Annotated in this window: 19 protein-coding genes; 3 read left to right on the top strand and 16 right to left on the bottom strand. The window is 68.5% G+C overall.

Translation table 11 applies throughout. The annotated features are described in order from the left end of the window. Positions 1–8: 8 nt before the first annotated feature. Positions 9–1,511: an aldehyde dehydrogenase family protein gene (locus tag ACK4E3_RS10925; protein ID WP_409700489.1), complete on the bottom strand. Its 1,503-nt coding sequence runs from the start codon at positions 1,509–1,511 to the stop codon at positions 9–11. 97 nt (positions 1,512–1,608) lie between these two features. Here ACK4E3_RS10925 and ACK4E3_RS10920 point away from each other — a divergent pair, with 97 nt between their 5' ends. Beyond that, positions 1,609–2,019 (top strand): CBS domain-containing protein, encoded by a 411-nt coding sequence (locus ACK4E3_RS10920; RefSeq protein ID WP_409700486.1) that lies wholly within the window; start codon positions 1,609–1,611, stop codon positions 2,017–2,019. 91 nt (positions 2,020–2,110) lie between these two features. Here ACK4E3_RS10920 and ACK4E3_RS10915 read toward each other — a convergent pair whose 3' ends face one another. Both ACK4E3_RS10915 and ACK4E3_RS10910 read right to left on the bottom strand, forming a co-directional pair. After that, positions 2,111–3,109, bottom strand: coding sequence for a DUF6607 family protein (locus tag ACK4E3_RS10915; protein WP_409700483.1), 999 nt, complete (start codon positions 3,107–3,109; stop codon positions 2,111–2,113). Positions 3,110–3,133: 24 nt separating this feature from the next. Continuing rightward, on the bottom strand, positions 3,134–5,356 hold the full coding sequence (locus tag ACK4E3_RS10910) for a TonB-dependent hemoglobin/transferrin/lactoferrin family receptor (RefSeq protein WP_409700480.1): 2,223 nt from the start codon (positions 5,354–5,356) through the stop codon (positions 3,134–3,136). A 187-nt stretch (positions 5,357–5,543) separates the two neighbouring features. On the opposite strand from ACK4E3_RS10910, the gene ACK4E3_RS10905 reads away from it, so the two are divergent. Together ACK4E3_RS10905 and ACK4E3_RS10900 are read left to right on the top strand one after the other, a co-directional pair. After that, positions 5,544–6,149, top strand: coding sequence for a hypothetical protein (locus ACK4E3_RS10905; protein ID WP_409700477.1), 606 nt, complete (start codon positions 5,544–5,546; stop codon positions 6,147–6,149). 160 nt (positions 6,150–6,309) lie between these two features. Continuing rightward, positions 6,310–8,745: a PAS domain-containing sensor histidine kinase gene (locus ACK4E3_RS10900; protein ID WP_409700474.1), complete on the top strand. Its 2,436-nt coding sequence runs from the start codon at positions 6,310–6,312 to the stop codon at positions 8,743–8,745. Here the strand turns inward: ACK4E3_RS10900 and ACK4E3_RS10895 are convergent. The 13 genes from ACK4E3_RS10895 to ACK4E3_RS10835 all read right to left on the bottom strand — a co-directional run bounded on the left by ACK4E3_RS10895 (position 8,727) and on the right by ACK4E3_RS10835 (position 23,217). Further along, positions 8,727–9,284 (bottom strand): periplasmic heavy metal sensor, encoded by a 558-nt coding sequence (locus ACK4E3_RS10895; protein ID WP_409700471.1) that lies wholly within the window; start codon positions 9,282–9,284, stop codon positions 8,727–8,729. The genes ACK4E3_RS10900 and ACK4E3_RS10895 overlap by 19 nt on opposite strands. Next, a complete protein-coding gene (locus ACK4E3_RS10890; protein ID WP_409700468.1) occupies positions 9,281–9,727 on the bottom strand; it encodes a hypothetical protein in 447 nt (148 codons plus the stop codon). The genes ACK4E3_RS10895 and ACK4E3_RS10890 overlap by 4 nt, the downstream gene beginning before the upstream one ends. Before the next feature lie 10 nt (positions 9,728–9,737). Further along, positions 9,738–10,310, bottom strand: a complete 573-nt coding sequence (locus tag ACK4E3_RS10885) for an RNA polymerase sigma factor (RefSeq protein WP_409701253.1) — start codon at positions 10,308–10,310, stop codon at positions 9,738–9,740. 66 nt (positions 10,311–10,376) lie between these two features. Then, a complete protein-coding gene (locus ACK4E3_RS10880; RefSeq protein WP_409700465.1) occupies positions 10,377–10,979 on the bottom strand; it encodes an EF-hand domain-containing protein in 603 nt (200 codons plus the stop codon). 91 nt (positions 10,980–11,070) lie between these two features. Continuing rightward, positions 11,071–13,965 (bottom strand): bifunctional [glutamine synthetase] adenylyltransferase/[glutamine synthetase]-adenylyl-L-tyrosine phosphorylase, encoded by a 2,895-nt coding sequence (locus ACK4E3_RS10875; protein ID WP_409700462.1) that lies wholly within the window; start codon positions 13,963–13,965, stop codon positions 11,071–11,073. Positions 13,966–14,008: 43 nt separating this feature from the next. Beyond that, a complete protein-coding gene (locus ACK4E3_RS10870) occupies positions 14,009–15,445 on the bottom strand; it encodes a sensor histidine kinase (RefSeq protein ID WP_409700458.1) in 1,437 nt (478 codons plus the stop codon). Between the two features lie 37 nt (positions 15,446–15,482). Beyond that, positions 15,483–16,154 (bottom strand): response regulator transcription factor, encoded by a 672-nt coding sequence (locus ACK4E3_RS10865; RefSeq protein WP_409700456.1) that lies wholly within the window; start codon positions 16,152–16,154, stop codon positions 15,483–15,485. Positions 16,155–16,180: 26 nt separating this feature from the next. Beyond that, entirely contained in the window at positions 16,181–17,734 is a 1,554-nt protein-coding gene (locus tag ACK4E3_RS10860) for a Do family serine endopeptidase (protein WP_409700452.1), read from the bottom strand. 132 nt (positions 17,735–17,866) lie between these two features. Next, entirely contained in the window at positions 17,867–18,412 is a 546-nt protein-coding gene (locus tag ACK4E3_RS10855; protein ID WP_409700449.1) for a cytochrome c-type biogenesis protein CcmH, read from the bottom strand. Next, positions 18,409–20,439, bottom strand: coding sequence for a heme lyase CcmF/NrfE family subunit (locus ACK4E3_RS10850; protein WP_409701250.1), 2,031 nt, complete (start codon positions 20,437–20,439; stop codon positions 18,409–18,411). Before ACK4E3_RS10850 ends, ACK4E3_RS10855 begins: the two co-directional genes overlap by 4 nt. Before the next feature lie 31 nt (positions 20,440–20,470). Continuing rightward, positions 20,471–20,938: a cytochrome c maturation protein CcmE gene (gene ccmE, locus ACK4E3_RS10845; protein WP_409700446.1), complete on the bottom strand. Its 468-nt coding sequence runs from the start codon at positions 20,936–20,938 to the stop codon at positions 20,471–20,473. Next, complete coding sequence (ccmI, locus tag ACK4E3_RS10840) at positions 20,938–21,759, bottom strand: c-type cytochrome biogenesis protein CcmI (protein ID WP_409700443.1); 822 nt, start codon at positions 21,757–21,759, stop codon at positions 20,938–20,940. The genes ccmE and ccmI overlap by 1 nt, the downstream gene beginning before the upstream one ends. Positions 21,760–21,864: 105 nt before the next feature. Further along, the gene (locus tag ACK4E3_RS10835) at positions 21,865–23,217 is read right to left on the bottom strand and encodes a hypothetical protein (protein WP_409700440.1); all 1,353 of its coding nucleotides are present in this window, start codon (positions 23,215–23,217) and stop codon (positions 21,865–21,867) included. Between the last annotated feature and the right edge of the window lie 25 nt (positions 23,218–23,242).

The raw sequence follows: 23,242 nt of genomic DNA, 5'->3' as shown, positions 1-23,242 counted from the left end.
GATCAGCCTCACAGATCGAAACGCACGCCCTGGGCCAGAGGCAGGGCACCGGAGAAGTTCACCGTCTGGGTCTGGCGACGCATATAGGCCTTCCACGCATCGGACCCGCTCTCGCGCCCGCCGCCGGTGTCCTTCTCGCCTCCGAAGGCCCCGCCGATCTCGGCACCCGAAGGCCCGATGTTCACATTGGCGATGCCGCAGTCGGAGCCCCAGGCCGACAGGAACGCCTCGGCCTCGCGCATGCGCTCGGTGAAGATGCACGAGGACAGGCCCTGAGGCACGGCATTCTGCATGGCAATGGCGTCTTCAAGACGCTCGAAGCGCAGCACATACAGGATCGGCGCGAAGGTTTCGTGCATGACAGCATCGGTCTGCAGCGGCATCTCGATGATGGCCGGGCGTACATAGGCACCTGCGCCTGCCAGGCGCTCGCCCCCGCAGACCAGACGCCCGCCCTCGTCCACGGCGCGGGCGATGGCGGCCTCAAAGTCGTCGCGCGCCGCCTCGTCGATCAGAGGCCCGACGAGGGTGGAAGGGTTGCGCGGATCGCCGATGGGCAAGGTCTCATAGGCGCTGCGCAGCCGCGCGATCAGGGTGTCGGCCACCGCCTCGTGCACGATCAGGCGGCGCAAGGTCGTGCAGCGCTGGCCACAGGTGCCGACAGCCGAAAAGGCGATGGCGCGCACGGCCAGATCGAGATCGGCGCTGTCGCTGAGGATCATGGCATTGTTGCCACCCAGCTCCAGCAGGCTGCGGCCCAGCCGTGCGGCGACGCTCATGGCGACCGCCCTGCCCATGCGTGTAGAGCCCGTCGCCGACACGAGCGGTATGCGCGCATCGCCCGCCAGGGCCGCCCCGACGTCCGCCCCGCCGATCAGCACCTGGGAAAGATGTTCCGGCCCATCGCCGAAGCGCGCCAGCGCCCGCGCCATGACCGCCTGGGTCGCCAGTGCCGTAAGCGGCGTCTTTTCCGACGGCTTCCAGATCACGGGGTTGCCGCACACCAGCGCGATGGCCGCATTCCACGCCCAGACCGCCACGGGAAAATTGAAGGCCGAGATGATCGCCACCGGCCCCAGCGGCTGCCACACCTCGCGCATATGGTGGCCGGGACGCTCGGAGGGCATGGTCAGGCCATAGAGCTGGCGCGACAGGCCCACGGCGAAGTCGCAGATGTCGATCATCTCCTGCACCTCGCCCGCCCCTTCCGAGGCGATCTTGCCCGCTTCGATGGTGACCAGCGCGGCGAGTTCCGACCTGGCGGCGCGCAGCTCCTCGCCCAGCAGGCGCACCAGCTCGCCGCGGCGCGGCGCGGGCACCTTGCGCCAGGCATCATAAGCCTCCAGCGCGCGCTCGGAGGCCTGCCCGATCTCATTGGCCGAGGATGTGGCGATGGACACCAGCTCCGAGCCATCGATGGGGGTCTGAACGCGCAAGTCCCCTTCCCTCACGCTGACGCCGAGGCGAGTCAGGATTTCGAGGGCGGTCGTGGCAACGGGCTCGGGGGGCATGGGCGCGGTCTCCTGACAGGCGCTACGGTCCTAGACGGAACTGGCCTGCCCCGCCACGGGTTTGAGCAGCACCCATCGGCCAGTCAGGAGAGCGCCCGTGAAAGTTCGTGACGTAATGACGAAGGATGTCGTGGTCGCCCGGCCCGACGACACCATCCAGAGCATCGCCAGCCACATGGCCAGCGGCGGGTTCGGCTTCGTGCCCGTGTGCGACGGCGAGCGGCTGGTGGGCACACTGACCGACCGCGATCTTGCCGTGCGTGCGCTCGCCATCGGTGCCAGCCCCGAAACCCGCGCGTCCGAGGTCATGACCCATGACGTTGCCTGGTGCCGCGACGACGAGGACCTCAAGACCGTCCTGCACCTCATGAGCGAGCGGCAGGTCCGGCGCCTGCCCATCGTGGACAAGGACAGGAAGCTCGTGGGCGTGGTCTCGCTGGGCGACCTGTCGATCCGGGTCAAGGAGAAGTATGCGGGCGAGGCCCTCGAGAGCATCTCGCGCAGCTAGGACAAGGCGGGCCGCCCCCGCCGGGAGCTCGAGGGCGGCCCTGTTACCACCGGACAGGCGGGTTCGCACGCCTGCCCGGCAGCCAACCCGATCAGCGCGAGGTGGCCTCGGCGATGAGCGCCTGCGCCTGCGCCGAGGCCACGGCCTCATCAAGAGCGCCCGATGCGACCTGATCGGCCAGGCCCATCAGACGCTCGCTGACCACCGAGCCCCAGTCGGCCTGCTCCTCGATCCGCACGCCGCCCGAGCGCGCTATGGCCGCGTCCCAGGCCTCGCGCACGGCCTGCCAGTAGCCTTGCGTTGCCGCCCAGTAGTCATCACCAGCCCGGGGGCTGAACTCGTCGCTGCGGCGATAGGTGTTGACCACGTCCTCGTGGACATAGGCGACCAGGTCGCCCGCATCACCTTCTCCTACGCCCATCTTGACGTTGTCCTGAAGATGCACCCAGCCATGGGGCGTTAGCGCATGGCGGTTCACGCCGACATAGCGGTCATAGACGGGGCTGCGCGTGGCATCGCGGCGGGCCAGCGGGCGCCAGGTCTCATTGCTGGTCCACTGCACCAGACCGTCATCGTGGCTCCAGCGCCCGACGCCGCCATAGCGCGGAGAATCGTCTGTCTGCCAGACGGTCTGGGACCAGGCCCCGCGCCGCTCGGCCTCGGCGACCGGGCTCCGCACCCACTGGTCGGGACCGGCATAGGTCAGGACGCTTTCGGGCTCATAGGTCCAGTCCTGGCGCCAGTGCTTGATGACCATGGCCTGCCCGCCGTGTTCCATCACCAGAATGTGCTGGAGGCTGATGAAGGTGCCGGTGTCCTCGATGACCCGCACGATCTCGAAACCGCCCGACAGCTTGGGCTCCAGCGGGGTGTAGCCTGCATGAAACGCCGTGGTCTCGCGCATGTCGAAACGCACGCGATAATCACCGACCTGAGCCAGGATGGCGGCGCGGTCGGCCTCGAACCGGGCGCGCTCTGCACTGGCCGTCGCTGCCGGTGTCTGGGCAAGGGCGTCGGAGGGCAAGCCTGCGCTCAACGCGCCGGCGGCAAGGGCCATGGCCAACAGGGCCGAGGTCAGTCTGGGTTTCATAATCAGGTCTCCCGTATCAAAGGATCAGAAGCGATAGCCAAGGGACACACCGAAGTTGCGCCCCGGCTGGGTGTAGGCATCGAGCACCGGCGAGGTGGCCGCGAGGCCGCGCACGTCGCTCCACCAGCCATAGGTCTCGTCGAGCAGGTTGAAGACGCCCACGCGCACGCTGGCCTGCTCGGTCACGTCCCACCACGCGGTGGCATCGACCACGGCAAAGGCGTCACCCCGGTAGCAGCCGGGGTAGCAGGACAGCGCCCGGGTCTGCAGATTGGAGCGGGTGCCCGAGGCATTGACGGACAACTGTCCGCCCCAGCGGCGCGAAGGGGCCGTATAGGTCAGGCCCGCCACCAGACGCACCGGATCGACGCTCGCCAGGGCCACTTCACCCGCTGGCGTCGACTGCCAGCCCTCCGTCAGGGACAGGGCCGCGAAGACGCCCACGCCGTTGTCCCAGTCCAGCGAGGTGCGCGCCTCCAGCCCCCGCACCCGCACTGCCGTCAGGTTGACATACTGATAGATGGCCGGGTCCGCAGGCGTGAAGCTGCCGCCCACCACCTGCTGGCTGATGAAGTCGTCATAGTCGGCATGAAAGGCCGTGACCGAGAGCGCCCAGCGCGCGCCGAAGGTCTCGATGTCGCGCAGGCGGAAACCCGCTTCCACGCTCTCGCTGGTCTCCGGCCCCAGATCGGGATTGGGGATGGAGACATAGCCGAACACGGGGTTCGAGAAGGCGCTGTTCACCTGTAGCGGCGTGGGCGCCTTGAAGCCCGAGCCATAGCTGGCATAGAGCCCCAGGTTGGGCGTGGCCCAGTACATGAGACCCAGCTTGGGCGACAGGCGGCTGTCGCTGCGGCCCACGATGGCACCGGTGTAGAGCGCGTCATCGCGCGGGGTCAGTTCAAAGGCGTCGAAGCGCAGGGCCGGTGTCACGATCAGCCGGCCACCCATCAGGCGGATGTCGTCCTGTATGAAGATGCCAGCCAGCGTATAGTCGGTGATCGGAAAGGCGCGGGCGGGAAAGGTCTCGCCCGCTGGCGGCACAGTGCCGTCGCGAATGCCTTCCTGGCGGGTGCGCGAGACATCGCCGCCGAACACCAGCCGGTGCTCGACTCCTGCGAGGGCAAGGCTGCGCTGACCTTCCACCGCCAGACCGACCACGCGGTTGTCGAAGGTCACATCGCGGGTGCGGTCCACCAGAGGCTCGCGGTCCTCATAGGTGAACTGGCGGCTTTCGGACTGCTGCCAGTAGAGCGACCAGAAGCCCTGATCGAGGCCCAGAGCCCGCTCGAAACGGTGATCGAGACTGACGCGCGTGCGGCTCATCTCGTCCTCGGCCAGCACCTGGCGCACGGTCGCAGAGCGTGAGCTGAGCGCATCGCCGCTCATGTGCGAATCAAAGTGATCCAGCGTCAGGCGCAGGCGGTGATTGTCGGCGGGAGCCCACACCAGCTTGCCTAGCCAAGCGTCCGAGGCAAGCGACAGCGGATTGGGGCGGGTGCGGCTGGCGTCCTCGGTGTCCACGGTGCCCTGATTGTCGGTCTCGCTCGCCTCGCGGTGGGTGTAGGACACCAGGCCCGACAGGCTGCCCGCGCGCGCGGCCAGATTGAGACTGCCGACCAGCCCCTCGTCTGCGGAGGTGTAGCCGATGCGCGCACGGCCCGCGAAGCTGCGCTCTCCCAGCAGGCTCTCGGGATCGCGGGTGGTAAAGCTGACCGCCCCGGCCACGCCGTCCGAGCCATAGAGGGCCGAGGCCGGGCCCCGCAGGATTTCCACGCGGCTCATGGTGTCCAGATCGGCATAGCCGCCCCGGCCCACGTTCTGGGCACCGAAGCTGAAGCCGTCAGGCACGCGCACGCCGTCGACGACCATCAGCACCCGGTCGCCGCCAAGGCCGCGTATGGTGATGCCCGAGTTGCCGTCGCGCCCCGCACCCGAAAGGGCCGCCGAGAAGCGAACCGGACTTGTGGGCACGCTCAGGCCCGGCTCGTAGCGCACCAGATCCTTGAGGTCCGTGACGATGTTGGCCTCGATCTCGTCTTCGGTGATCACGCTCACAGTGGCGGGAACGGTGTCGACGCTCTCGGGACTGCGGGTGGCGATGATGGTGACGGGGGCAACGCGCGTTGCGCCCTCGCCGGGCTCGGGCTCTGTGGCCGCTGCCGGACAGGCCAGTCCGGCGGACAGGGCGAGGGCCAGCAGGGACGCCGATGCGATCTGGGGGCGGCTGTGGGAAGCGTTGTGCATTGGGAAAATGATCCTTGAGTGTGTCGGTCCCGCCGCGCTCCCGAACGGCGATTCCGACTATGCCGGGGGCAATTACTGCGAACGATTATCAGACGCAATATCAATTCGAAAAACTGTGCCGCGTGAAACGGCCCGCTAACCCTGCTGGGGCAAACTCGCCGGGCTGTATCAGAAAAGGGTTTGATGGATGGCGCGCGCTCAGTTTCAGAAAGGCCAGAAGGTCTGGGTCGAATGCGTCGGCGCATGGGCCCACATCGAGAAGGTCCGGCCTGTCTGGGCCAAGGGCTTTGATGAGCCGGTGCGCGTCACCTACGACGTCGGGCTCGGGCGCGAGTTCCTGCCCCACGAGCTGCTGCTTCCCGGCGACGACGCCGACCAGCAGGCCGGAGATCACTGGCGACTGATGCGCGGGCGTAACAAGTGGCAGGCGCCCGAGGACTGTCTGCATCATCCCCATCCGGGCACCTATCCCATCGTGGTGACGGACGAGGCCGACTGGGGCGGCTGGCGCGTGCCCGGTGCGGAATACGACCGCGATCCCGAGAAGATCGAGTTTCAGGCCCGCCTGATCGCGGCGGCGCCCCGGCTGATGAAGCTGGCCGAGGCCATGCGCGATGCCGTGGCCGAAAGCCCCGAGGATGCGCCCCCCGAAATGCGCCGTCTGGCCCGCGAGGCCGAGGCGGCGCTGAAATCCATCCGAGAGGTGCTGCGCACCGTCGATGTGTCAGAGCCGGCCTCACCCGGCCCCATGACCGCAGGGTCCGCCAGCCCCGCGCGCGAGCGCGCCGCCTGAGCGCATAACGGCTCGACACGAATCTGCGACGCAGCCTACCCTCGCCTGAACGGGTCGAATCATCAGGGGAGAGCTGCGGGTGCGCGGCAAGGAACGCCGCCATAACCGGCCCGGTCGCCGGTCCACAGATCATGACGCGGGCGCCCGCGCGGGCGTCGCCATGCCCGCCTGGGTTCGTATCCTGATCCTGTCCGCGGCGGTGGGCCTGTCCATCTTCACCCTGCTCTACGCCCAGCAGATCGGCTCTCGCCCGACCACCGAGGGTCTGGAGACGGCGCGCCTTCTGAACACCCAGGCCCGCCTCGCCGCCGCCGATGCCGAAGCTGCCCTTGGTCCGGTGGTCGCCTCCCTCTCGACCGCAGAGCGCGCCCTTTCCCGCGCCGGGCGCAACCCCATGGAGGCGCTGGAAACCGCATCAGCGGGCCTCGTGGACACCCCGATGGCGCAGCTTGCCGCTGGCGGGCGCGTCGTGGCGAGCACAGGCGAGGGGTTCGAGGGCGTGATCAGGCGTCTGGACGACCCGGCCGCCGAGCTTCAGATCGCTCCGGCGGACAGCACGGGCCAGGTCTATGTCGCCCTTCGCCTCGATGGAGGCGGCCATGTGGTTGCGCGCGTGACCCTGCCCCGTCCCATCGCCATCGAGCGTGACGTGGTCGTGTCGCTGGCCAGTCCTGACGGGCGCATCCTGACCAGCAGCACCCGCAGCGGCATCGCCAACGTAAGCGAGCTTTACGGCCTGACCCTCGAAGCCGTGCAAGAGGCCAGCCGCTCCGATGCCCTGGCCGCGTCCGACGATCGGATCAGCGCCGCGGTGCGGCCCGTGGGCCAGATGCCGCTGCTCGCCCTGGCTGCCCGGCCTGCGCCCACGCCCATGGGCACTTTCACAGAGCTGCTGGGCAGTGTGTGGATCCTGCTGGGTCCACTGGTGATCGGGGTGGGGCTGACCGTGCTGCTGCTGGTGCAGGGCCGTCGCGCCGAGACGGCCAACCGCATCTGGGCCGACAGCGAGCGGCGCTTTCGCATGGCTGTCGAGGCGGCGCGCTGCGGGGTCTGGCAATGGTCGCTGAGCGATGACCGCGTCATGCTCTCGGACGTCATGGCGGACATGATGGGGCTGGAACCCGGCGGCAGGCTGAGCGGCGACGACTTTCTGGCGCACGTGCATCCCCGCCACCGCGAGCGGGTGATCCATGCCCTTGGGCAGGCGGCGGCCTATGGCACCTTCGAGGTCAGTTTCCGCGTCGAGCTTGAAGGCGGTGCCTATCGCTGGCTCGATGCGCGCGGTCAGGCCCAGGGGACGCGCGCCCACGATGGCTATGACGAGATCATAGGCGTGGCCATCGACGTGACCGAGGCCCGCATCACGCGAGCACGCGCCATGGCCGCCGAGAACCGGCTGCGCGATGCCATCGAGAGCATCTCCGATGCCTTTGTGCTGTTCGACCGCCACGGTCGTCTGATCCTGTGCAATCAGGCCTTTCAGGACGCCTTCGGTTTTTCGGCCAAGGTGCTGAAGGTGGGTGCGCCGCGCGATGACCTGAACCGCATCGCCAGCCTGGCGATCCGCTCCAGCGCCCCCTCGACCTCGGGCCGGGCGGGCGTGCAGGAGGTCGAGCTGCACGACGGGCGCTGGCTGCAGGTGTCAGAGCGCCTGACCGGCGACGGCGGCTCGGTGGTGATCGCCGCCGACATCACACCCATCAAGCGCCAGGAAGAAGACCGTCGCCTCGCTGCCGAGGAGCTTCAGCGCATGGTTGACCGGCTGGAAGAAAGCCAGGAGCACCTGTCGCAACTCGCACGCAAGTACGAGGTCGCCAAGACGCGCGCCGAAGCGGCCAATCAGGCCAAGAGCGAGTTCCTCGCCAACATGAGCCACGAGTTGCGCACGCCGCTCAACGCCATCAACGGCTTCTCCGAGATCATGTCCACCGAGATGTTCGGCCCCCTCGGCGACCCGAGATACAAGGGTTACGCCAAGGACATCCTCGACTCTGGCCAGCACCTGCTCGCGCTCATCAACGACATTCTCGACATGGCCAAGATCGAGGCGGGCAAGATGACGCTGCGTCTGGAGCCCGTAGCCCTGCGCGAGGTGTGCGAGGACGCCCTGCGCCTGATCCGCGGCCGCGCCGAGGAGGCCGATCTCAGGCTCATGCGCGCCCTGCCCGAGGCCATGCCCGAGATCAATGCAGACTACCGCGCCGTGAAGCAGGTGCTGCTGAACCTGCTGTCCAATGCCGTTAAGTTCACGCCCGCCGGCGGCACCATCACCCTCGGCTTCGACCAGAGCGAGAGCCACGTTCGTCTGTGGGTGCGCGATACTGGCATCGGCATCGCCTCAGAGGACATCGGCCGCCTCGCCCAGCCCTTCGAGCAGGTTGAAGGCCAGCATTCCAAGACCACCAAGGGTTCGGGGCTGGGCCTCGCGCTCAGCAAGTCACTGGTCGAGATCCACGGCGGAGCGCTGTCGCTGGAGAGCGAGCCGGGCGCGGGCACCACGGTCAGCTTCACCCTGTCACGCAGCCTCTCTGCGGGCACGGTGGAAAACCCGCCCCAGCACGGCGGCACGGCTCAGCCTCAGTCACGCGCGGCTTGAGGTCCGTTCGCAGCCGGTCCACGGCTCTCGACGGCGCGTCTTTCCATGGCCCCGTTCTCCATGCGCCCGCCGTTTTCCATGCGTGACGGACGCATGCGCGGTGACTGGCGCATCAGCATGACCGAAAGCCGCTGGCGATCCTCGCGCTCCAGGGTCTGCATGATCTCGACCGTTCCGTCTTCCAGACGGGCGCGTGCGCGCATCTCCGCCTCTCTCGCCTCGGCCAGACGCGCGCGCACGGCATCGGCATCGAAGCTCTCGGCCCCGGCCAGCTCGACCGCCTCGCGACGTGCGGCGCGCGAGCGGCGGAAGTCGTCCCGGGCCTCGAGTGCGGACTGGCGCAGGCTCTGACGCACTCGCTCGCTCTGCTCGGGATCGAGACGCTCCACCGACTGTCGGAAGGCCGGAGGCTCCGGCGGAGGGCGCCGGTCGGCCAGATAGCGCGCGCCCACCACCAGCCCGCCCGCCAGAGCCCCCACCACGAACAGGTTCACGGCGACCGAAACGGCCAGGGCGATCTTCAGATTGCGCGGGCTCATCCCAGAATCTCCACATCGTCCACGGCTTCGTATTCCGCCTGATAGAGAAGCGCATCGGCCTGGGCATCGAGGGTGAGCTGATGGGCCTGATGCACGCCGACGATCACCCCGGCGGCGCACGCTGCCGCCCAGCCGGCACCTGAAAGCCACGCCATCGGCCTCGGCCTCAGTGCGCCCAGCAGATGACGGCGCGGGCGCGGAGCCGCGGCGATCACGGCATCGCGCAGGCGGGCGCTCACCACAGGGGGGCTGAGGGTGTCGAGCAGGGCATCGGTCATGCGCGCATCAAACATCAGGCGCGCGCTCAGCTCCGGCTCACGGCTGACGAACTGTTCGGCGCCCGCGCGCTCGCCCTGCGGCCAACGGCGCACGTCCGCGCCATAGGCCGCGATCAGCGCCTCGAAGCGCCTCTGGTCCATCTGCATTTCAGGCCCGGTGCTCATGGCCATATCCTCAGCAATCCTTCGCCGACACTTCGGCAGCCAGGGGCGCCAGGCGCTCGCGCAGCCCCCGCCGTCCGCGCGCCAGAAGACTCTCCAGCGCGTCCACACTCACGTCCATCAACTCTGCCGCCTCGATGTTGCTCAACCCCTGATAGTGACAGAGCACGATGGCCTCGCGCTGACGCTCGGGCAGGGCATCGAGCCCGGCCTTGATGCGCAAGGTAAGATCCTGCCGCGCCATGGCCGCCTCGGGCGTGGGCGCATCGTCGATCTGGTCGGGGGGCTCGGCCATCACCACTTCGCGCCGCTTGCGCAGGCGGTCGTAGCAGAGATTGAGCCCGACCCTGTGCAGCCAGGTATCGAAGCGCGCCTTGCCGAAGGTCCAGCGGGGCACCTGTTTCCAGGCGCGAAGCATCGCCTCCTGCGCCACATCCTCGGCCTCGGCCTCGTCGCCCAGCATCCGCGTGGCCAGAGCCAGCATCCGCGGCAACTTGCGGGCCACCAGCGCCTGGATGGCCGCGGGGTCGCCATGACCCGCGCGGCGTACCAGGTCTTCGTCGGGATCGACGGCTGAAGTCACCAGATCGCTTCGCTCCGTGACGCGCCGGGCGGGCGATCGGGCTATGGCCGACCATGCCCGGCATCGGGATCAGTCCGACGCCTGCTGACGACGCTGCGCCATGCGCTCACGCCGCTCGCCTTGTCGTGCCTGCATATAGGCACGACGCTCGTCCTGCGTCACATAGCCATCGCCATTGGCATCCATGGCGGCGAACCGCTCGGCCGCACGCTGGCGGGCCTCGGCGATCGAGACGCCACCTTCAGGCCAGCCACGACGCATCTCGCCGGCCTGGCCCTGCATGCGGGCACCGCCGCGACGCATCATGGCCGCGCCACGACGCATTTCACCGGCACCGCGCGCACGCTCGCCGCGCTGGCGGGCGGCTTCGAACTCCTCGCGCGAGACCACGCCATCATTGTTGGCATCGAGGCGGTCGAACATCTGGGCACGACGCTCGGCGCTCCTGGCCTGACGCTGGGTGCGCATCTGCTCGCGCTGGGCCTGCATCTCGGCCTGGCTGACCATACCATCGCGGTTGGTGTCGGCCGCGACCAGACGCGAGACCGCCCGCTCGACGAACTCGGCCTGGCTGACCCGCTCGGGCGCGGCGCGGCGCTGGTTGTCCTGGGCAAAGGCGGAACCGGCCAGAGCGAGGCTCAGGGCGGCGGTGGTGATGAGGGTCTTTTTCATGGGCTTGATTTCTCCTGCTCCCGGACAAGGGGGACCCTTCGGCGTCAGCCCGGCGCCTCTGGGATGTCTTGCCCTTCCAAACCTTTCAACGTCACAGCGAGGGCAATCCGTCGCCAGCCCTGCCGAGCAGTCGCTTCAGCTCGCCTCGCGCCTGTCTGCGGGCCGCCTCGATGGCGGATTTCAGCGCCTCGAAGTCCGGCTGGCCCGCGACATCGGCGAGCCGCTGGCGAAAGGCGCTGATCTCGTCGTCAGGATCGCGCCGGTTCTCGAAGGCCGCACCCATCAGCTGGGCTGCCGATTGTTGCAGGTGCCAGGCATTGGCCAGCACCGGGTCCGCGCCATGGGTGGCCAGCGCCTCCATGGTGCCCGTCACCAGCGCGCCTCCGGCTGCGGCGTCTCGAAGCGTCAGAAACTGGGCGGCGAACTCAACATCGACCTGCCCGCCGCGCGCGTGCTTGTAGTCCCAGAAGCCCTTGGCCGGGCGCTCGCGCTCCATCAGGGCGCGCATCTGTGCGACGTCCCCGGCCAGATCGCGGCCCTCGCTACCCTTTCGCAGCGCCGCCTCGATGGCGGATGCGGCCTCCTGTTCGAAGGCTGGATCGCTCGCCCAGATCACCCTTGCCCGGGTCAGGGCCATGAACTCCCAGGTCTGCGCCTCGCTGGCGTAATAGTCGCCGAGCGCGCCCACGGATACGGCCACCGGCCCCGCCGATCCGGTCGGGCGCAGACGCATATCGACCTCGTAGAGACGCCCCTCGGCGGTCTGTGACGACAGGGCCGAGATCAGCCTCTGAGTAAAGCGGCCATAGACCATGTCCGCGCCCCAGCCGCGCGCGGCGGACATGGCATCTGGCGCAGCGGCATAGAGCGTCATCAGATCGAGATCGGAGGCCGCTGTCAGCTCGCGCGATCCGGCCTTGCCAAGGGCGATCACCGCCACGCGCCCCTCGAAGGCACCGCCCTGCCTCAGAGTCTCGTTCATGGCGACGGGCGCGAGTGCACGCACGCACGCATCGGCCAGATCGGAATAGGCGTGGCCCGCCGTGATCGTGGCGGCATGACCGCCCAGCACCTGAATGCCAACGCGCAGCATCTGCTCGTGCTGGATGCGCCGCACGCGGTTCATGGCATCCTCGAAGTCGGACGCCGCTGCCGCCTCGGCCACGATCTCGGCGCTGACGCCGGAGTCGATCTCGAGCGCCATGTAAAAGCGCGCATCCAGAACGCTGTCGAGGGCAGAGGGATTGCGCGACAGAAAGCGGGCCAGGCGCGGCGCCATGGCCATCAGCTCGATCACCCGCTCGAACAGCTCGGTGCGCGCCAGAAACAGCGACTGGACCTGCACGCCTGCGCTCAGGCCCGAAAAGAACACCGCAAAGCGCGTGAACGCGGCATTGGGCGCGCCAGAGCGGGCGCAGGCATCGAGCATCCTCGGCGCTAGGCGCGTGAACAGCTCCCGCCCCCGCGCCGTGCGGGTCGCGGGGATGCGACCATGGTGCCAGCTCCGAATGGTCGAGCAGACCGTCTCGGGATCATCGAAGCCCATGCGCGAGAGGGTCTCGATCGTCGCCGGATCGTTCTCGACGCCGGTGAATACCAGACTGCCGAAGGACGAGGACAGCGGCTCGTCCTCGGCGAACAGCTCGCCATAGAGGGCATTGACCTGCTTGAGCAGGGCCTCGACGCGCGCATCGAAGGCCACCAGATCCGCCTCGCCCGCCAGTGCCGCGACCGCCGCGCGGCGCGCATCGTCGTGAGGCAGGCTGTGGGTCTGCTCGTCGGCGAGCATCTGCACCCTGTGCTCCAGGTGGCGCAGCCGGGCATAGGCGTCCTTCAGCACTTCGGCGCTGTCGGCGGCCAGATGGCCCGCGATCACCAGGGCATCGAGCGCATCGCACGTCGCGCGCGCGCGCAGCCGGGCATCGCGCCCGCCCAGGATCAGCTGCTGGGTCTGGGCGAAGAACTCGATCTCGCGGATGCCGCCACGCCCCAGTTTCAGATTGGCCCCCGCTGCGGCGAGACCCTCATCGACCTTGTGCACATGGATCTGGCGCTTGATCGAGTGGATGTCGGCGATGGCGGGGAAGTCCAGACTGCGCCGCCAGACGAACGGGCGCAGGGCCTTCAGGAAAGCTTCTGCTGCCGGAATGTCTCCGCAAACGGGCCGGGCCTTGATGAAGGCGGCCCGCTCCCAGTTCTGGCCGACGCTCTCGTAATAGGTCAGGGCATGGGGCGCGGCGACCACGGGGGGCGTGGATGAGGGATCGGGCCGCAGGCGCAGGTCGAAGCGGAACACATAACCCTCGCTGGTGCGCTCGCTCAGCACACCGGACAGTCCCTGAGCCACGCGGTTGGCAAAGGTCTGGGCGTCCTGCCGCTCCGAGATCGCCTGCTCCAGCACCTCGGGCTCGAAGAACAGCGACACATCGATGTCGCTGGAATAGTTCAGCTCCAGTGCGCCGTGCTTGCCCATGGCAAGGCCGAACAGGCCCGGCACCGGATTGTCCGGCTGCGGCGCGATCAGCAGGCGCCCGCGCTCATAGGCGTCCGAGGCCACGGCCATCAGGCCCGCGCGCACCGCTTCGTCGGCAAAGCGGGACAGGGCGCCTGTCACCTCGCCCAGCGACCACACCCCGCCCAGATCGCACAACGCCGTCAGCAGATGCAGTTGCGCCTTCAGCAAGCGCAGCGGGGACGCAACCTCGCTCGCCCCGCCTTGCAGTGCACGGGTTTCAACAAGGATCGTTTCCAGACGGGCCTGCGGTGCGTCATCGAGCACCTGTATCAGCATGGCGGGCCAGCGCCGTGCCAGAGAAGCCAGATAGGGCGATGCCGAAAAGACCGGGGCCAGTGCCGCCCACAGTGCCTCGTCCTGCACGGCCACGGCACCCGCGCCCTCCGCCAGCGCCTCGTGCACGCGCGCCGCAGCGTCCTGATCGATGACAGGGCCGCACGGGCGCATCATGGTCCTGAGAGCACTCGCCATCTGCCCTTGGTGGCGCGCTGCGCCGCCAGCCGCAAGGGGCTTTTCAGACCGCCGCCTTGATGTCGGGGAACACGAGGGCGACGCGCAGGCCGGGGCCAAGCCCGCTGCCGGGCACCGCGCCGGGGCCTTCATCGATCTGGATGCGCCCGCCGTGGGCCGCCACCACCGCGCTGACAAGCGACAGCCCGAGGCCTGAGCCGGGGGCGTTGCGGCTGTTTTCCAGACGCACGAAGCGTTGGGTCACGCGCTCGCGATCCTCGGGGGCAACGCCCGGGCCGGTGTCGGTCACCGACAGCTCGATCTCGCCGTTCGAGCGCCTGCGCGCGCGCAGCTTCACGGCGCCGCCTGCGGGCGTGTACTTGATGGCATTATCGATGATGTTGGCCAGCGCCTGGGAGAGAAAGCCCTGGTTGCCGAGAATGTTGAGCGGATCGGCGGCCTCGCACGAGAACTCCAGCCCCTTGTCCTCCGCTGCCGGTCCGAACAGCTCGCACATGTCGTGCATCAGCAGGCTCACGTTCAGGGGCACCGGATCGGGCACCTTGCCCGCGGCCTGAAGACGCGAGATGGCCAGCACCGCATTGAAGGTCTTGAGCAGGTCGTCGGTCTCGTTGAGGGCGGTCTCGACAGCGGCGGGTCCGTCCACGCGACCCGCTTCCGCATCGATCAGCGCCACTTCCAGCTTGGCGCGCATCCGCGTCAGGGGCGAGCGCAGGTCATGGGCGATGGCATCGCCCGCGTGGCGGATGGACTCCATCGAGGCCTGAAGGCGGTCGAGCATGGCATTGAGCCCCTCTCCCAGCTCGTCGAACTCGTCGCCCGAGCCGCGCACCCTGGCGCGGGCCTTGAGGTTGCCGCCCTTGACCTCCTGAAGCACGGCGTTCAGCCGCGCCATGGAGCGCTCCATGTTCCGGCTGAGCAGCAGACCACCACCGATGCCCATGACCAGCACCAGGCCCATGGCACCCCACAAGGCGCGCGTCAGGCGGTCAAGATAGGCCTCGGTGTCGCCGATGTCCTCGCCCACGAACAGCATCTCGCCGCCGGAAAGGCGCACCTGGGCCCCCAGCGCCTGGGTGCTGATGAGGCGTCCTCGCGCATCGGTGCCGCGCAGACGAAACGACTCCCAGCGCTCCTGACCGGCCGTGCCCTCGAAATCAGGGATGGGCGAGGCATCCAGATTGCCGGTGATGGGCGCGCGCGCACTGTCCATCAACAGATAAAGATAGGGACCGCCGCGCACCGTGCGCTCGACCAGGGCCGCGTTCAGCGCATCGAGCCCGCGCGTCTCATAGGTCGAGATCAACCCCTGCATCTCGCGTCGCACATCGGCCTGTGCGCGCGCGCGCGCCTCGCTGGCCGAGGCCACATAGACATAGGCCAGAACCGCGCTGGCGGCCGTGGCGAACAGCGCCAGAAACAGGATCGTCAGGCGAAAGGGCGTGCGCCGAAACAGGGGCGGCAGCGTGCGCTTGATCATGGCTGCGCCTCCTGACTTCCGCGTGAGCCCGGCCTGCTCACGCCTCCAGTCGATAGCCCGCGCCGCGCACGGTCTGGAGCATGGGCCGGTCGAAGCCCTTGTCGATCTTGGCGCGCAGGCGGCTGATGTGGACGTCGATCACATTGGTCTGGGGGTCGAAGTGATACTCCCACACCTTCTCCAGCAGCATGGTACGCGTGACCGACTGGCCTGCATGGCGCATCAGGAACTCCAGAAGCTGGAACTCGCGCGGCTGCAGATCGATGTCCTGACCGGCGCGCGTGACGCTGCGCGAGATCAGGTTCATCTCCAGTTCGCCCACCTTGAGCACGGTCGCGACCGATCCCGTCTCGCGGCGGCGTGACAGCGCCTCGACGCGCGCGATCAGCTCGGCGAAGGCATAGGGCTTGACCAGATAGTCGTCGCCGCCCGCCTTCAGCCCCGTGACCCGGTCCTCGACCTCGCCAAGGGCAGAAAGGAACAGCACCGGAGTCTGGTCGCCCTCCTTGCGCAGGGTCTCGACCATGGCCACGCCATCGAGGCGCGGCATCATGCGATCGACCACATAGACATCAAAGCTGCCCTCATGCGCGCTTTGCAGGCCATAGGCCCCGTCTACGGCGTGGGTCACCTCGTGGCCAGCCTCGGTCAGGCCCCTGACCATGGCGGTCGCAGCCTCCTGATCGTCCTCGACGACGAGAATACGCATGACGCCCCTTCCTTGCGTGATGCCGGTTACGAATCTCCCAGTTCGAGCGCCACCGGCTGGGTTCCGTTCCGGGTGCGGATGAACAGGAGGATGTTGCTGCGGTTGGCGCGGCGCGCTTCGGCGATCTCGGCGCGCAGGTCAGCCACGGTGCGGATGTTGCGATAGTTGGCTCGCAGGATGACCATGCCGGGCTCGACCCCGATGCGGCCTGCCTGGCTGGTGTTGCTCACGCCCGTAATGACGAGCCCTTCCTCGTTGCCCGCGATGCCATAACGGCTGCGAAGCTGGCTGGTGAGGGGGGTCACGGTCATGCCCAGCACCACCTCGCCGGTGGGTGCGGGCGCACGGCCGCTGGTCTCGGGGGTGGGCGTCTGGCTCTGGGCCTGCAACTCGGCGCGGCTGGGGCGGGTGCCCGAGCGCACGCTCACCTGAAGGCGGCGGCCATCGCGCAGCACATCGAGGCGCAGGCTCTGGCCGGGGCGGGCCTGGCCCACACGGCGGGTCAGCTCGATGGAGCCGTTCACCGCCTCGCCATCGACTGCCGTGATGATGTCACCGCGCTGAAGGCCGCCCTGCTCTGCCGGTCCGCCCGGCGTGACATTGCCCACGAAGGCGCCTTGCAGGTCTTCGGGCAGGCCCAGCGCGGTGCGGTATTCATCAACAATGTTGCTGATCTCGACGCCCAGGTAGCCGCGCTCCACGCCGCCTTGCTGGATCAGCTGGCTGGTAATCCGGCTGGCCACGTCAGACGGAATGGCAAAGCCGATACCCACCGAAAAGCCGTTCGGCGAGAAGATCGCCGTGTTCACCCCGATGACGCGGCCATAGATGTCAAAGGTCGGACCGCCCGAATTGCCCCGGTTGATCGGCGCATCGATCTGGATGAAGTCGACATAGGCCTCATTCAGATTGCGCCCGCGCGCCGAGACGATGCCCGCCGTCGCCGTGCCGCCCAGACCGAACGGATTGCCCACCGCAATCACCCAGTCGCCCACGCGCGGCTGCGCCTCGGTCGAGAATTCCACGAACGGGAAGTTGTTGCCCTCGACCTTCAGCACGGCCAGATCGGTGTCGGGGTCAGTGCCGATGACGCGCGCGGTCAGACGGCGCTCGTCGCTGAGGCGCACGGTGATTTCCTCGGCGTTCTCGATCACGTGGTTGTTGGTGACGATGTAGCCGTCTGCACTGATGAAGAAGCCCGAGCCCGAGCCCTGCGGCCCCGGTCCCTGAGGCGCTTCGCCCTCGGGAGTGCGCGGCTGGGGCTGCATGAAGGGGAAGGGGAAGGGAAACAGGTCGGTGCCGCGGCGAGCCTGGGCACGCTGGCGCACGTCGATCTGGACCACGGCCGGGGCGACGCGATCAAAGATGTCGGCAAAGGACAGCGGCGCGCCGGGCGGCGGCGCGAACACGACACCGGCGGCAGAGGGCGTGACGTTGCCGCCGGCGCTCTCGCCCGAGGGGCGCTCGAAGGGCGTCTCGGCCTGGGCACCTGGCCACTGGATCACGCCACCGGCTGTGGCTGCGGCAGCCAGCATCAGGCCCACAGCCGCACCGACGATGAATTCCTTGCGCTTCAGCATCTTTGTCCTTCGCTACAGATCAGCATTTGCCCCGCATTGTCCGGCCTGAACGCCCGGCGCGGCGCTCGGCTGCGTGGGCAGCATCCGATACTGGCATATAGTGCCATGAACGCCACTGCCAACGATGGCAACTTACCGTTCGGTAAGGGAGTCCTGATCTTCGGACGCGCTTGTGTCCAAATCCGGGCGCAGGGCCTCTCCGGCGAGCACGCGATCGAGCCGTGCCTGCTCCTCGGCATCGAGCGGCGCTTCGGGCACAGATGGTCGGGCGCGCGCCTGCAACAGCAGCCAGCCACCCGCCACCAGCATCAATACGAAGGGCAGGGTCCACAGCAGCAGTGTCCGGGCCGAAAGTCTGGGGCGATACAGCACCGCCTCGCCATAGCGCGCGACCAGCCATGCGCGCACCTCGTCGTCACTGTCGCCTGCGCCGATGCGCTGATCGACGGCCTGGCGCAGGTTCTGGGCCAGTTCGGCTTCCGATTCGGCGATGGACTCCGACTGGCAGACCATGCAGCGCACCTCGCGGTAGAGCCTCTGGGCGCGCGCCTGCTGATCGGGCGAGAGCCCGGAGCCCTGCACGCCAACGGTCGTTGCCGCCAGCGACGGCACACTCACCGCGACAGGCGCCAGCAGCGTCAGCATCAGGACAGGCACCAGCCACAGGAGGCGTCTCATGGCTGTACCTGACCGCTCTGGGCCGGCTCGCCCCGGACTGGCCCGCCTTTCACTGGCCTGCGCCGCCGTATCGACCAGCCCAGCCTGAGGCGGCGGTCGCTGACCGAGATCAGGCCACCCAGGGCCATCAGGGCCGGTCCCAGAAAGATCAGCCGCGCCCAGGGGTTATGATAGACGCGCAGGCTCCAGCCCGCCTCCCCGCTCTCGGTCGCTCGCCGCTCGCCCAGCACCACATAGATGTCGTCGAGCCCGCGGAAATCGAGGCCGACCTCGGTTGTCACCTGTCCGCTGACGGGAAACAGGCGCCGCTCCGTGGTGATCTCGCGCTGCACGGCCCCGCCGCCGATCCGGCTGATGCGCACGCGGGCCTGCTCGGCGATATAGTTGGGGCCTTCCACCACGCGCACGTCGCGAAGCTGGGCCTGCCAGTCCCCCGCGACCACGGTGCCGCCCGGCGCGATCACGGCGGCGCTCTCTGTCTTGTAGGCCACCTCGACACAGGCCCCCATGATGAACAGGCCCAGCCCCGCATGGGCGAGCGTCATGCCGAAGGCCCCGCGCGGCAGGGCGCGCAGGCGCCGCAGCGTCTCGGCAAGAGGCACCCGCATCAGGCGCGTGCGCTCGGCCATCTCGACCACAGCCCCTGCCACCAGCCACACACCGATCCCTACACCCAGAGCCGCCAGCACCCCGCGCGGCTCGAAGCTGGCATGGACGATCACCGCCACCGCCATCGAGATCAGCGCAGCCATCCACAGGCGTTGCAGGGCACCGCGCACATCGGCCCGCTTCCATGCCAGCAGCGGGCCAAGCGGCACCAGAAGCATGGCGGGCACCATCAGGGGTGTGAAGGTCAGGTTGAAATAGGGCGGGCCGACCGAGATGGTCTCGCCGGTGATGGCCTCCAGTATCAGCGGATACAGCGTGCCCAGCAGCACCGTCGCCGCCGCGACCGTCAGGAACAGATTGTTCAGCACCAGGCTGGCTTCCCGGCTGACCGGCGCGAACAGGCCACCGCGCCGCAGGCTCGGCACCCGCCATGCAAACAGGGCAAAGCCCGCGCCAGCCGCCACGGCCAGAATGCCCAGCAGCAGCATCCCTCTCTCGGGGTCCACCGCAAAGGCGTGCACCGACGTCAGCACGCCCGAGCGCACCAGAAACGCCCCCAGCATCGAGAACGAAAAGGCCAGCAGCGACAGGAACACCGTCCAGGCCATCAGCGCGCCGCGCTTCTCGCTGACAATGGCCGAATGGAGCAGGGCGGTGGCCACCAGCCACGGCAGGAAGCTCGCGTTCTCGACCGGATCCCAGAACCACCAGCCGCCCCAGCCCAGCTCGTAATAGGCCCAGAACGAGCCGAGCATGATGCCCAGCGTCAGCGCGCTCCATGACGCCAGCGTCCACGGCCGCACCCAGCGCGCGAAGGCCGCATCGGCCCGCCCCTCGATCAGGGCGGCGCAGGCCAGCGAGAACACCACCGACAGACCCACATAGCCGACGTAGAGCAGCGGCGGATGCACCGCCAGGGCCGGATCCTGAAGCAGCGGATTGAGCGAGTTGCCCTGCACCGGCACCTCGTCGAGGCGCACGAAGGGGCTCGATGTGAACACCAGAAAGCACAGGAACATCACCGTCAGCGCGCCCTGCACCGCCACGGCCGAGGTCTTGAGCCCGAACGGCAGATTGCGCGCCTGTGCCAGCACGGCCCCGAAGGCGGCCATCACCAGGCACCACATGACCAGCGAGCCCTCGTGGCTGCCCCACGCGCCTGCGATGCGATAGAACAGCGGCTTGTCGGTGTGAGAGTTCAGCGCGACGTTCGTGACCGAGAAATCAGAGGTCACAAAGGCCCAGATCAGGGCAGCGAACGCCCCGGCCAGCGCGAGGGCGCAGGCCACCGCCGCCCCTTCCGCCGCGCCGCTCAGCACCGGGTTGCGAAGCGCGCGCCCGACACCGGCAGCCAGCGTCTGCATCAGGCCGAGCGCCAGCGCCAGCGCCAGCAGATAGGCCCCGGTCTCCGCGATCATCAGGCTCATGCGTGAATGCCCGGATGCGAGGTCATGGGCGGGCACCCTCTGGGCCGCGCCACTCGCCCTTTTCCTTCAGCCGGTCGGCCACCTCGCGCGGCAGATAGTTCTCGTCGTGGCGCGCCAGCACCTGGCGGGCCTGAAAGACGCGCGCCTCGTCGAAGGCGCCCAGCACCACCACGCCCTGCCCCTCCCGGAACAGGTCCGGCAGATCGCCCTCGAACACCACCTGCGTGCTGGCGGCGTTGTCGGTCACGCCAAAGCGGACCATGGCACCGGGTCCGGTCTGCACGCTGCCGCTCTCGACCAGGCCGCCCAGCCGTATCACGCGCCCCTCCGGCACCAGATCGGCAGTGATCTCGGACGGGCTGTAGAAGAACGTCACCGCATCGCGCATGGCCCACAGCGACAGGCCCAGCGCCAGCGCCAGCACAGGTGTGATCGCCGCGATCAGCCACAGACGGCGGCGAGCCTTGGGTGACTTTGGAAGCAGCCCCATCAGCGCGCCTCCCCCAGCAGGGCCTGCATGGCCCGAACGCGCGGATCGGACGGGTTGAGGCGCTCGAACAGGGGCTGCCACTGGCGCGCCGCTTCCTCGCGCTCTCCGCGCTCGATGGCTGCCAGACCGAGGAAATAGCGCGCGGCGGGCAGGTCGGAATCAAGGCTCTGGGCCTGACGGAAAGCAGCCTCGGCATCCGCGCTGACCTGCCCCTCGTGGGTTCGGGTGATGGCTTCACCGAGGCGCGCCCAGGTCACCGCATCCTCCGGCTCCAGCATGATGGCGCGGCGAAAGGCCGAAATGGCACCGATATAGTCCGCACCCTCAAAGCGCGTCCGGGCCAGAGTGCGCCAGGCATCGACATCGCCCGGCTGCTCGCGCGTGCGCCGCTCGGCGACGAAACTGGCCCTCAGCGGATCAAGCTCGCTCTCGATGCCCGCCCATTCACTGACCCTCGCCGCATGGGGCTGGTCGGCCCGGCCCGGCGAGCCGGTCATGGCATAGAGCCCAAGTGATACGGCCATCACCGCCATGACCGCCATCAGCACGAGACGCCCGTCTCCGGGGCGGGGCGCTGCGGGTTCCACACCCGGCACATGGGCCATCAGTCGCCGCGCGGTCTCGGCCCGTGCCGCCGCATGGCCCTCATCGTCGATCAGGCCGGCAAGTTTCAGCGCGTCGATCTCGGCCAGATGGCGGCGCGCCACCTCCGCCTCCAGCGCCTGCTCTCCCGCGCCGTGGCGCTCGCGTGCAGCCACTGCAATGACCAGCACCGAGAGGCCCGCGCCCAGCAGTCCGATTGTCATCCAGAACAGGATCATGCCGCTCCTCTACAGGATAAGCGGCGCGCTTGCTAAGTGGTTGTGATGTCGCGCACCCTTCGCCCCCGATACGTTCAGGTCAGGCGTTCAGGTCAGGCGTTCAAGTCAGGCACTCAGGCGGGCCTCGCGCTCTCGCGCATCCAGATTGGACAGGCGCCGCTGCACCGCTCGCGCCGTCTCCTCGTCGCCAGCCAGTGCCAGAAAGCTCGCCCCTGCCTCTATCAGGCCGCGCCCATGGGCCGGATCGCTCAGCTCTCCGCCCTGCAACGCCTCGAACGCTTCGGAGCAGTAGGCTGACAGCCGCTTGGTCATTTCGGCCGAGAGCGCAGCACGCATGGACTCGCAGCCCAGCCCCGCCGCCACGCTTCGGAGCCCGGCGAACATCTGCATCAGGGCGCGGGCCTCGTCCATGACATCGCCGCCCAGGGGTGCGTCCAGCTTGGGCTGCATCCGCTTCATGTTGCCTGCGATGGTGACGCGCTCCAGCGGCAAGGCGCGCTCGCTGGCCCTGGATGCGGCCTTCATGAGCGCCTCGACCCGCTCGACCATCTGACGGCGTGCGTCTGAGATACGCTTGCCCCAAGCCCCCTCGGGCGCCAGCGGCAGCATGATGTCGAAAGCACCGATGACGCGCTCGCACCACTGATAATCGGCCAGCTCTCCGGCCACGCGCGCAGGCTCGGGGGCGGTGCCGACGCGTCGCTCGCTCAGGCGTGCCACCCGCGCCTCGACGGCCTCGATCAGGCGCTCTCCGAACCCTGCGAACTCCGAGGCGGCCAGGAATTGTTCGTTGTTGCCCCCGCGGATCCGCGCGACCAGCTTGAGAATGTCTGCCGCATCGCTCATGTGCGCCATCATGATGTCGAGCAGACGCGGCGCACCGTCCTCGTGGATGCCTGCGGCGTCCTTGAGGCACAGCATCAGCTCGGCGCCCGAGCCGTCGCCTCTCCCGCTCACCCAGTTGCTGACATGGCTCATGGCACCGCGTGCCAGAGGCACCATGTCGAGATAGGCGCACAGGTTCTTCTGATCCTCGACGCTGACACCGGGCCAGATTTCAGTGCCGGCATCGCGTGCGAGCGCCGCCGCAGACTGTGCCAGCCGATCGAGCATGTCCACGCTGACAGGCTCGATGGGATCGTTGCAGGCGCTGACCACCGCACGCACGGCCTCGGGCTGGCGGCTCTTGAGCCCGGCCCACAGCCTGCGCAGTACAGAAGGCGGAAAATGCACTGAACCCACGCCGTCGGCACGCGGGGCGAACATGGGCAGCACCGGAGAGAGCACCGCAGCGCGCGCCTCGCGCTCGAGGATTTCCTCGCTCATCAGGGCGCGCACCTCATCCATGGGCGGCTGGGGATTGGAGAGCGCGCGCACCAGATCGCGCAGCAGTCTTTCAGGCAGCGTGGTGAAAAGCTGCGCCAGAGCCGCGCGTTTTGCCGCCTTCAACCCGGCCAAGACCTGCCTCCATGGCGGGCGCACT

The sequence above is a fragment of the Brevundimonas sp. genome (genome assembly GCF_046299595.1).
Classification (GTDB): Bacteria; Pseudomonadota; Alphaproteobacteria; order Caulobacterales; family Caulobacteraceae; genus Brevundimonas.
This window is presented reverse-complemented; position numbering and strand designations above follow the sequence as displayed.

Excerpts from the sequence above, each read along its gene's own strand:
- ACK4E3_RS10855 (WP_409700449.1), bottom strand. The coding sequence starts at position 18,412 with ATGAGACGCCTCCTGTGGCTGGTGCCTGTCCTGATGCTGACGCTGCTG.
- ccmE (WP_409700446.1), bottom strand. The coding sequence starts at position 20,938 with ATGGGGCTGCTTCCAAAGTCACCCAAGGCTCGCCGCCGTCTGTGGCTG.
- ACK4E3_RS10870 (WP_409700458.1), bottom strand. The coding sequence starts at position 15,445 with ATGATCAAGCGCACGCTGCCGCCCCTGTTTCGGCGCACGCCCTTTCGC.
- ACK4E3_RS10895 (WP_409700471.1), bottom strand. The coding sequence starts at position 9,284 with ATGAGCCCGCGCAATCTGAAGATCGCCCTGGCCGTTTCGGTCGCCGTG.
- ACK4E3_RS10900 (WP_409700474.1), top strand. The coding sequence starts at position 6,310 with ATGCCCGCCTGGGTTCGTATCCTGATCCTGTCCGCGGCGGTGGGCCTG.
- ACK4E3_RS10910 (WP_409700480.1), bottom strand. The coding sequence starts at position 5,356 with ATGCACAACGCTTCCCACAGCCGCCCCCAGATCGCATCGGCGTCCCTG.
- ACK4E3_RS10880 (WP_409700465.1), bottom strand. The coding sequence starts at position 10,979 with ATGAAAAAGACCCTCATCACCACCGCCGCCCTGAGCCTCGCTCTGGCC.
- ACK4E3_RS10860 (WP_409700452.1), bottom strand. The coding sequence starts at position 17,734 with ATGCTGAAGCGCAAGGAATTCATCGTCGGTGCGGCTGTGGGCCTGATG.
- ACK4E3_RS10875 (WP_409700462.1), bottom strand. The coding sequence starts at position 13,965 with ATGGCGAGTGCTCTCAGGACCATGATGCGCCCGTGCGGCCCTGTCATC.
- ACK4E3_RS10865 (WP_409700456.1), bottom strand. The coding sequence starts at position 16,154 with ATGCGTATTCTCGTCGTCGAGGACGATCAGGAGGCTGCGACCGCCATG.
- ACK4E3_RS10915 (WP_409700483.1), bottom strand. The coding sequence starts at position 3,109 with ATGAAACCCAGACTGACCTCGGCCCTGTTGGCCATGGCCCTTGCCGCC.
- ccmI (WP_409700443.1), bottom strand. The coding sequence starts at position 21,759 with ATGATCCTGTTCTGGATGACAATCGGACTGCTGGGCGCGGGCCTCTCG.
- ACK4E3_RS10850 (WP_409701250.1), bottom strand. The coding sequence starts at position 20,439 with ATGATCGCGGAGACCGGGGCCTATCTGCTGGCGCTGGCGCTGGCGCTC.
- ACK4E3_RS10905 (WP_409700477.1), top strand. The coding sequence starts at position 5,544 with ATGGCGCGCGCTCAGTTTCAGAAAGGCCAGAAGGTCTGGGTCGAATGC.
- ACK4E3_RS10890 (WP_409700468.1), bottom strand. The coding sequence starts at position 9,727 with ATGAGCACCGGGCCTGAAATGCAGATGGACCAGAGGCGCTTCGAGGCG.
- ACK4E3_RS10925 (WP_409700489.1), bottom strand. The coding sequence starts at position 1,511 with ATGCCCCCCGAGCCCGTTGCCACGACCGCCCTCGAAATCCTGACTCGC.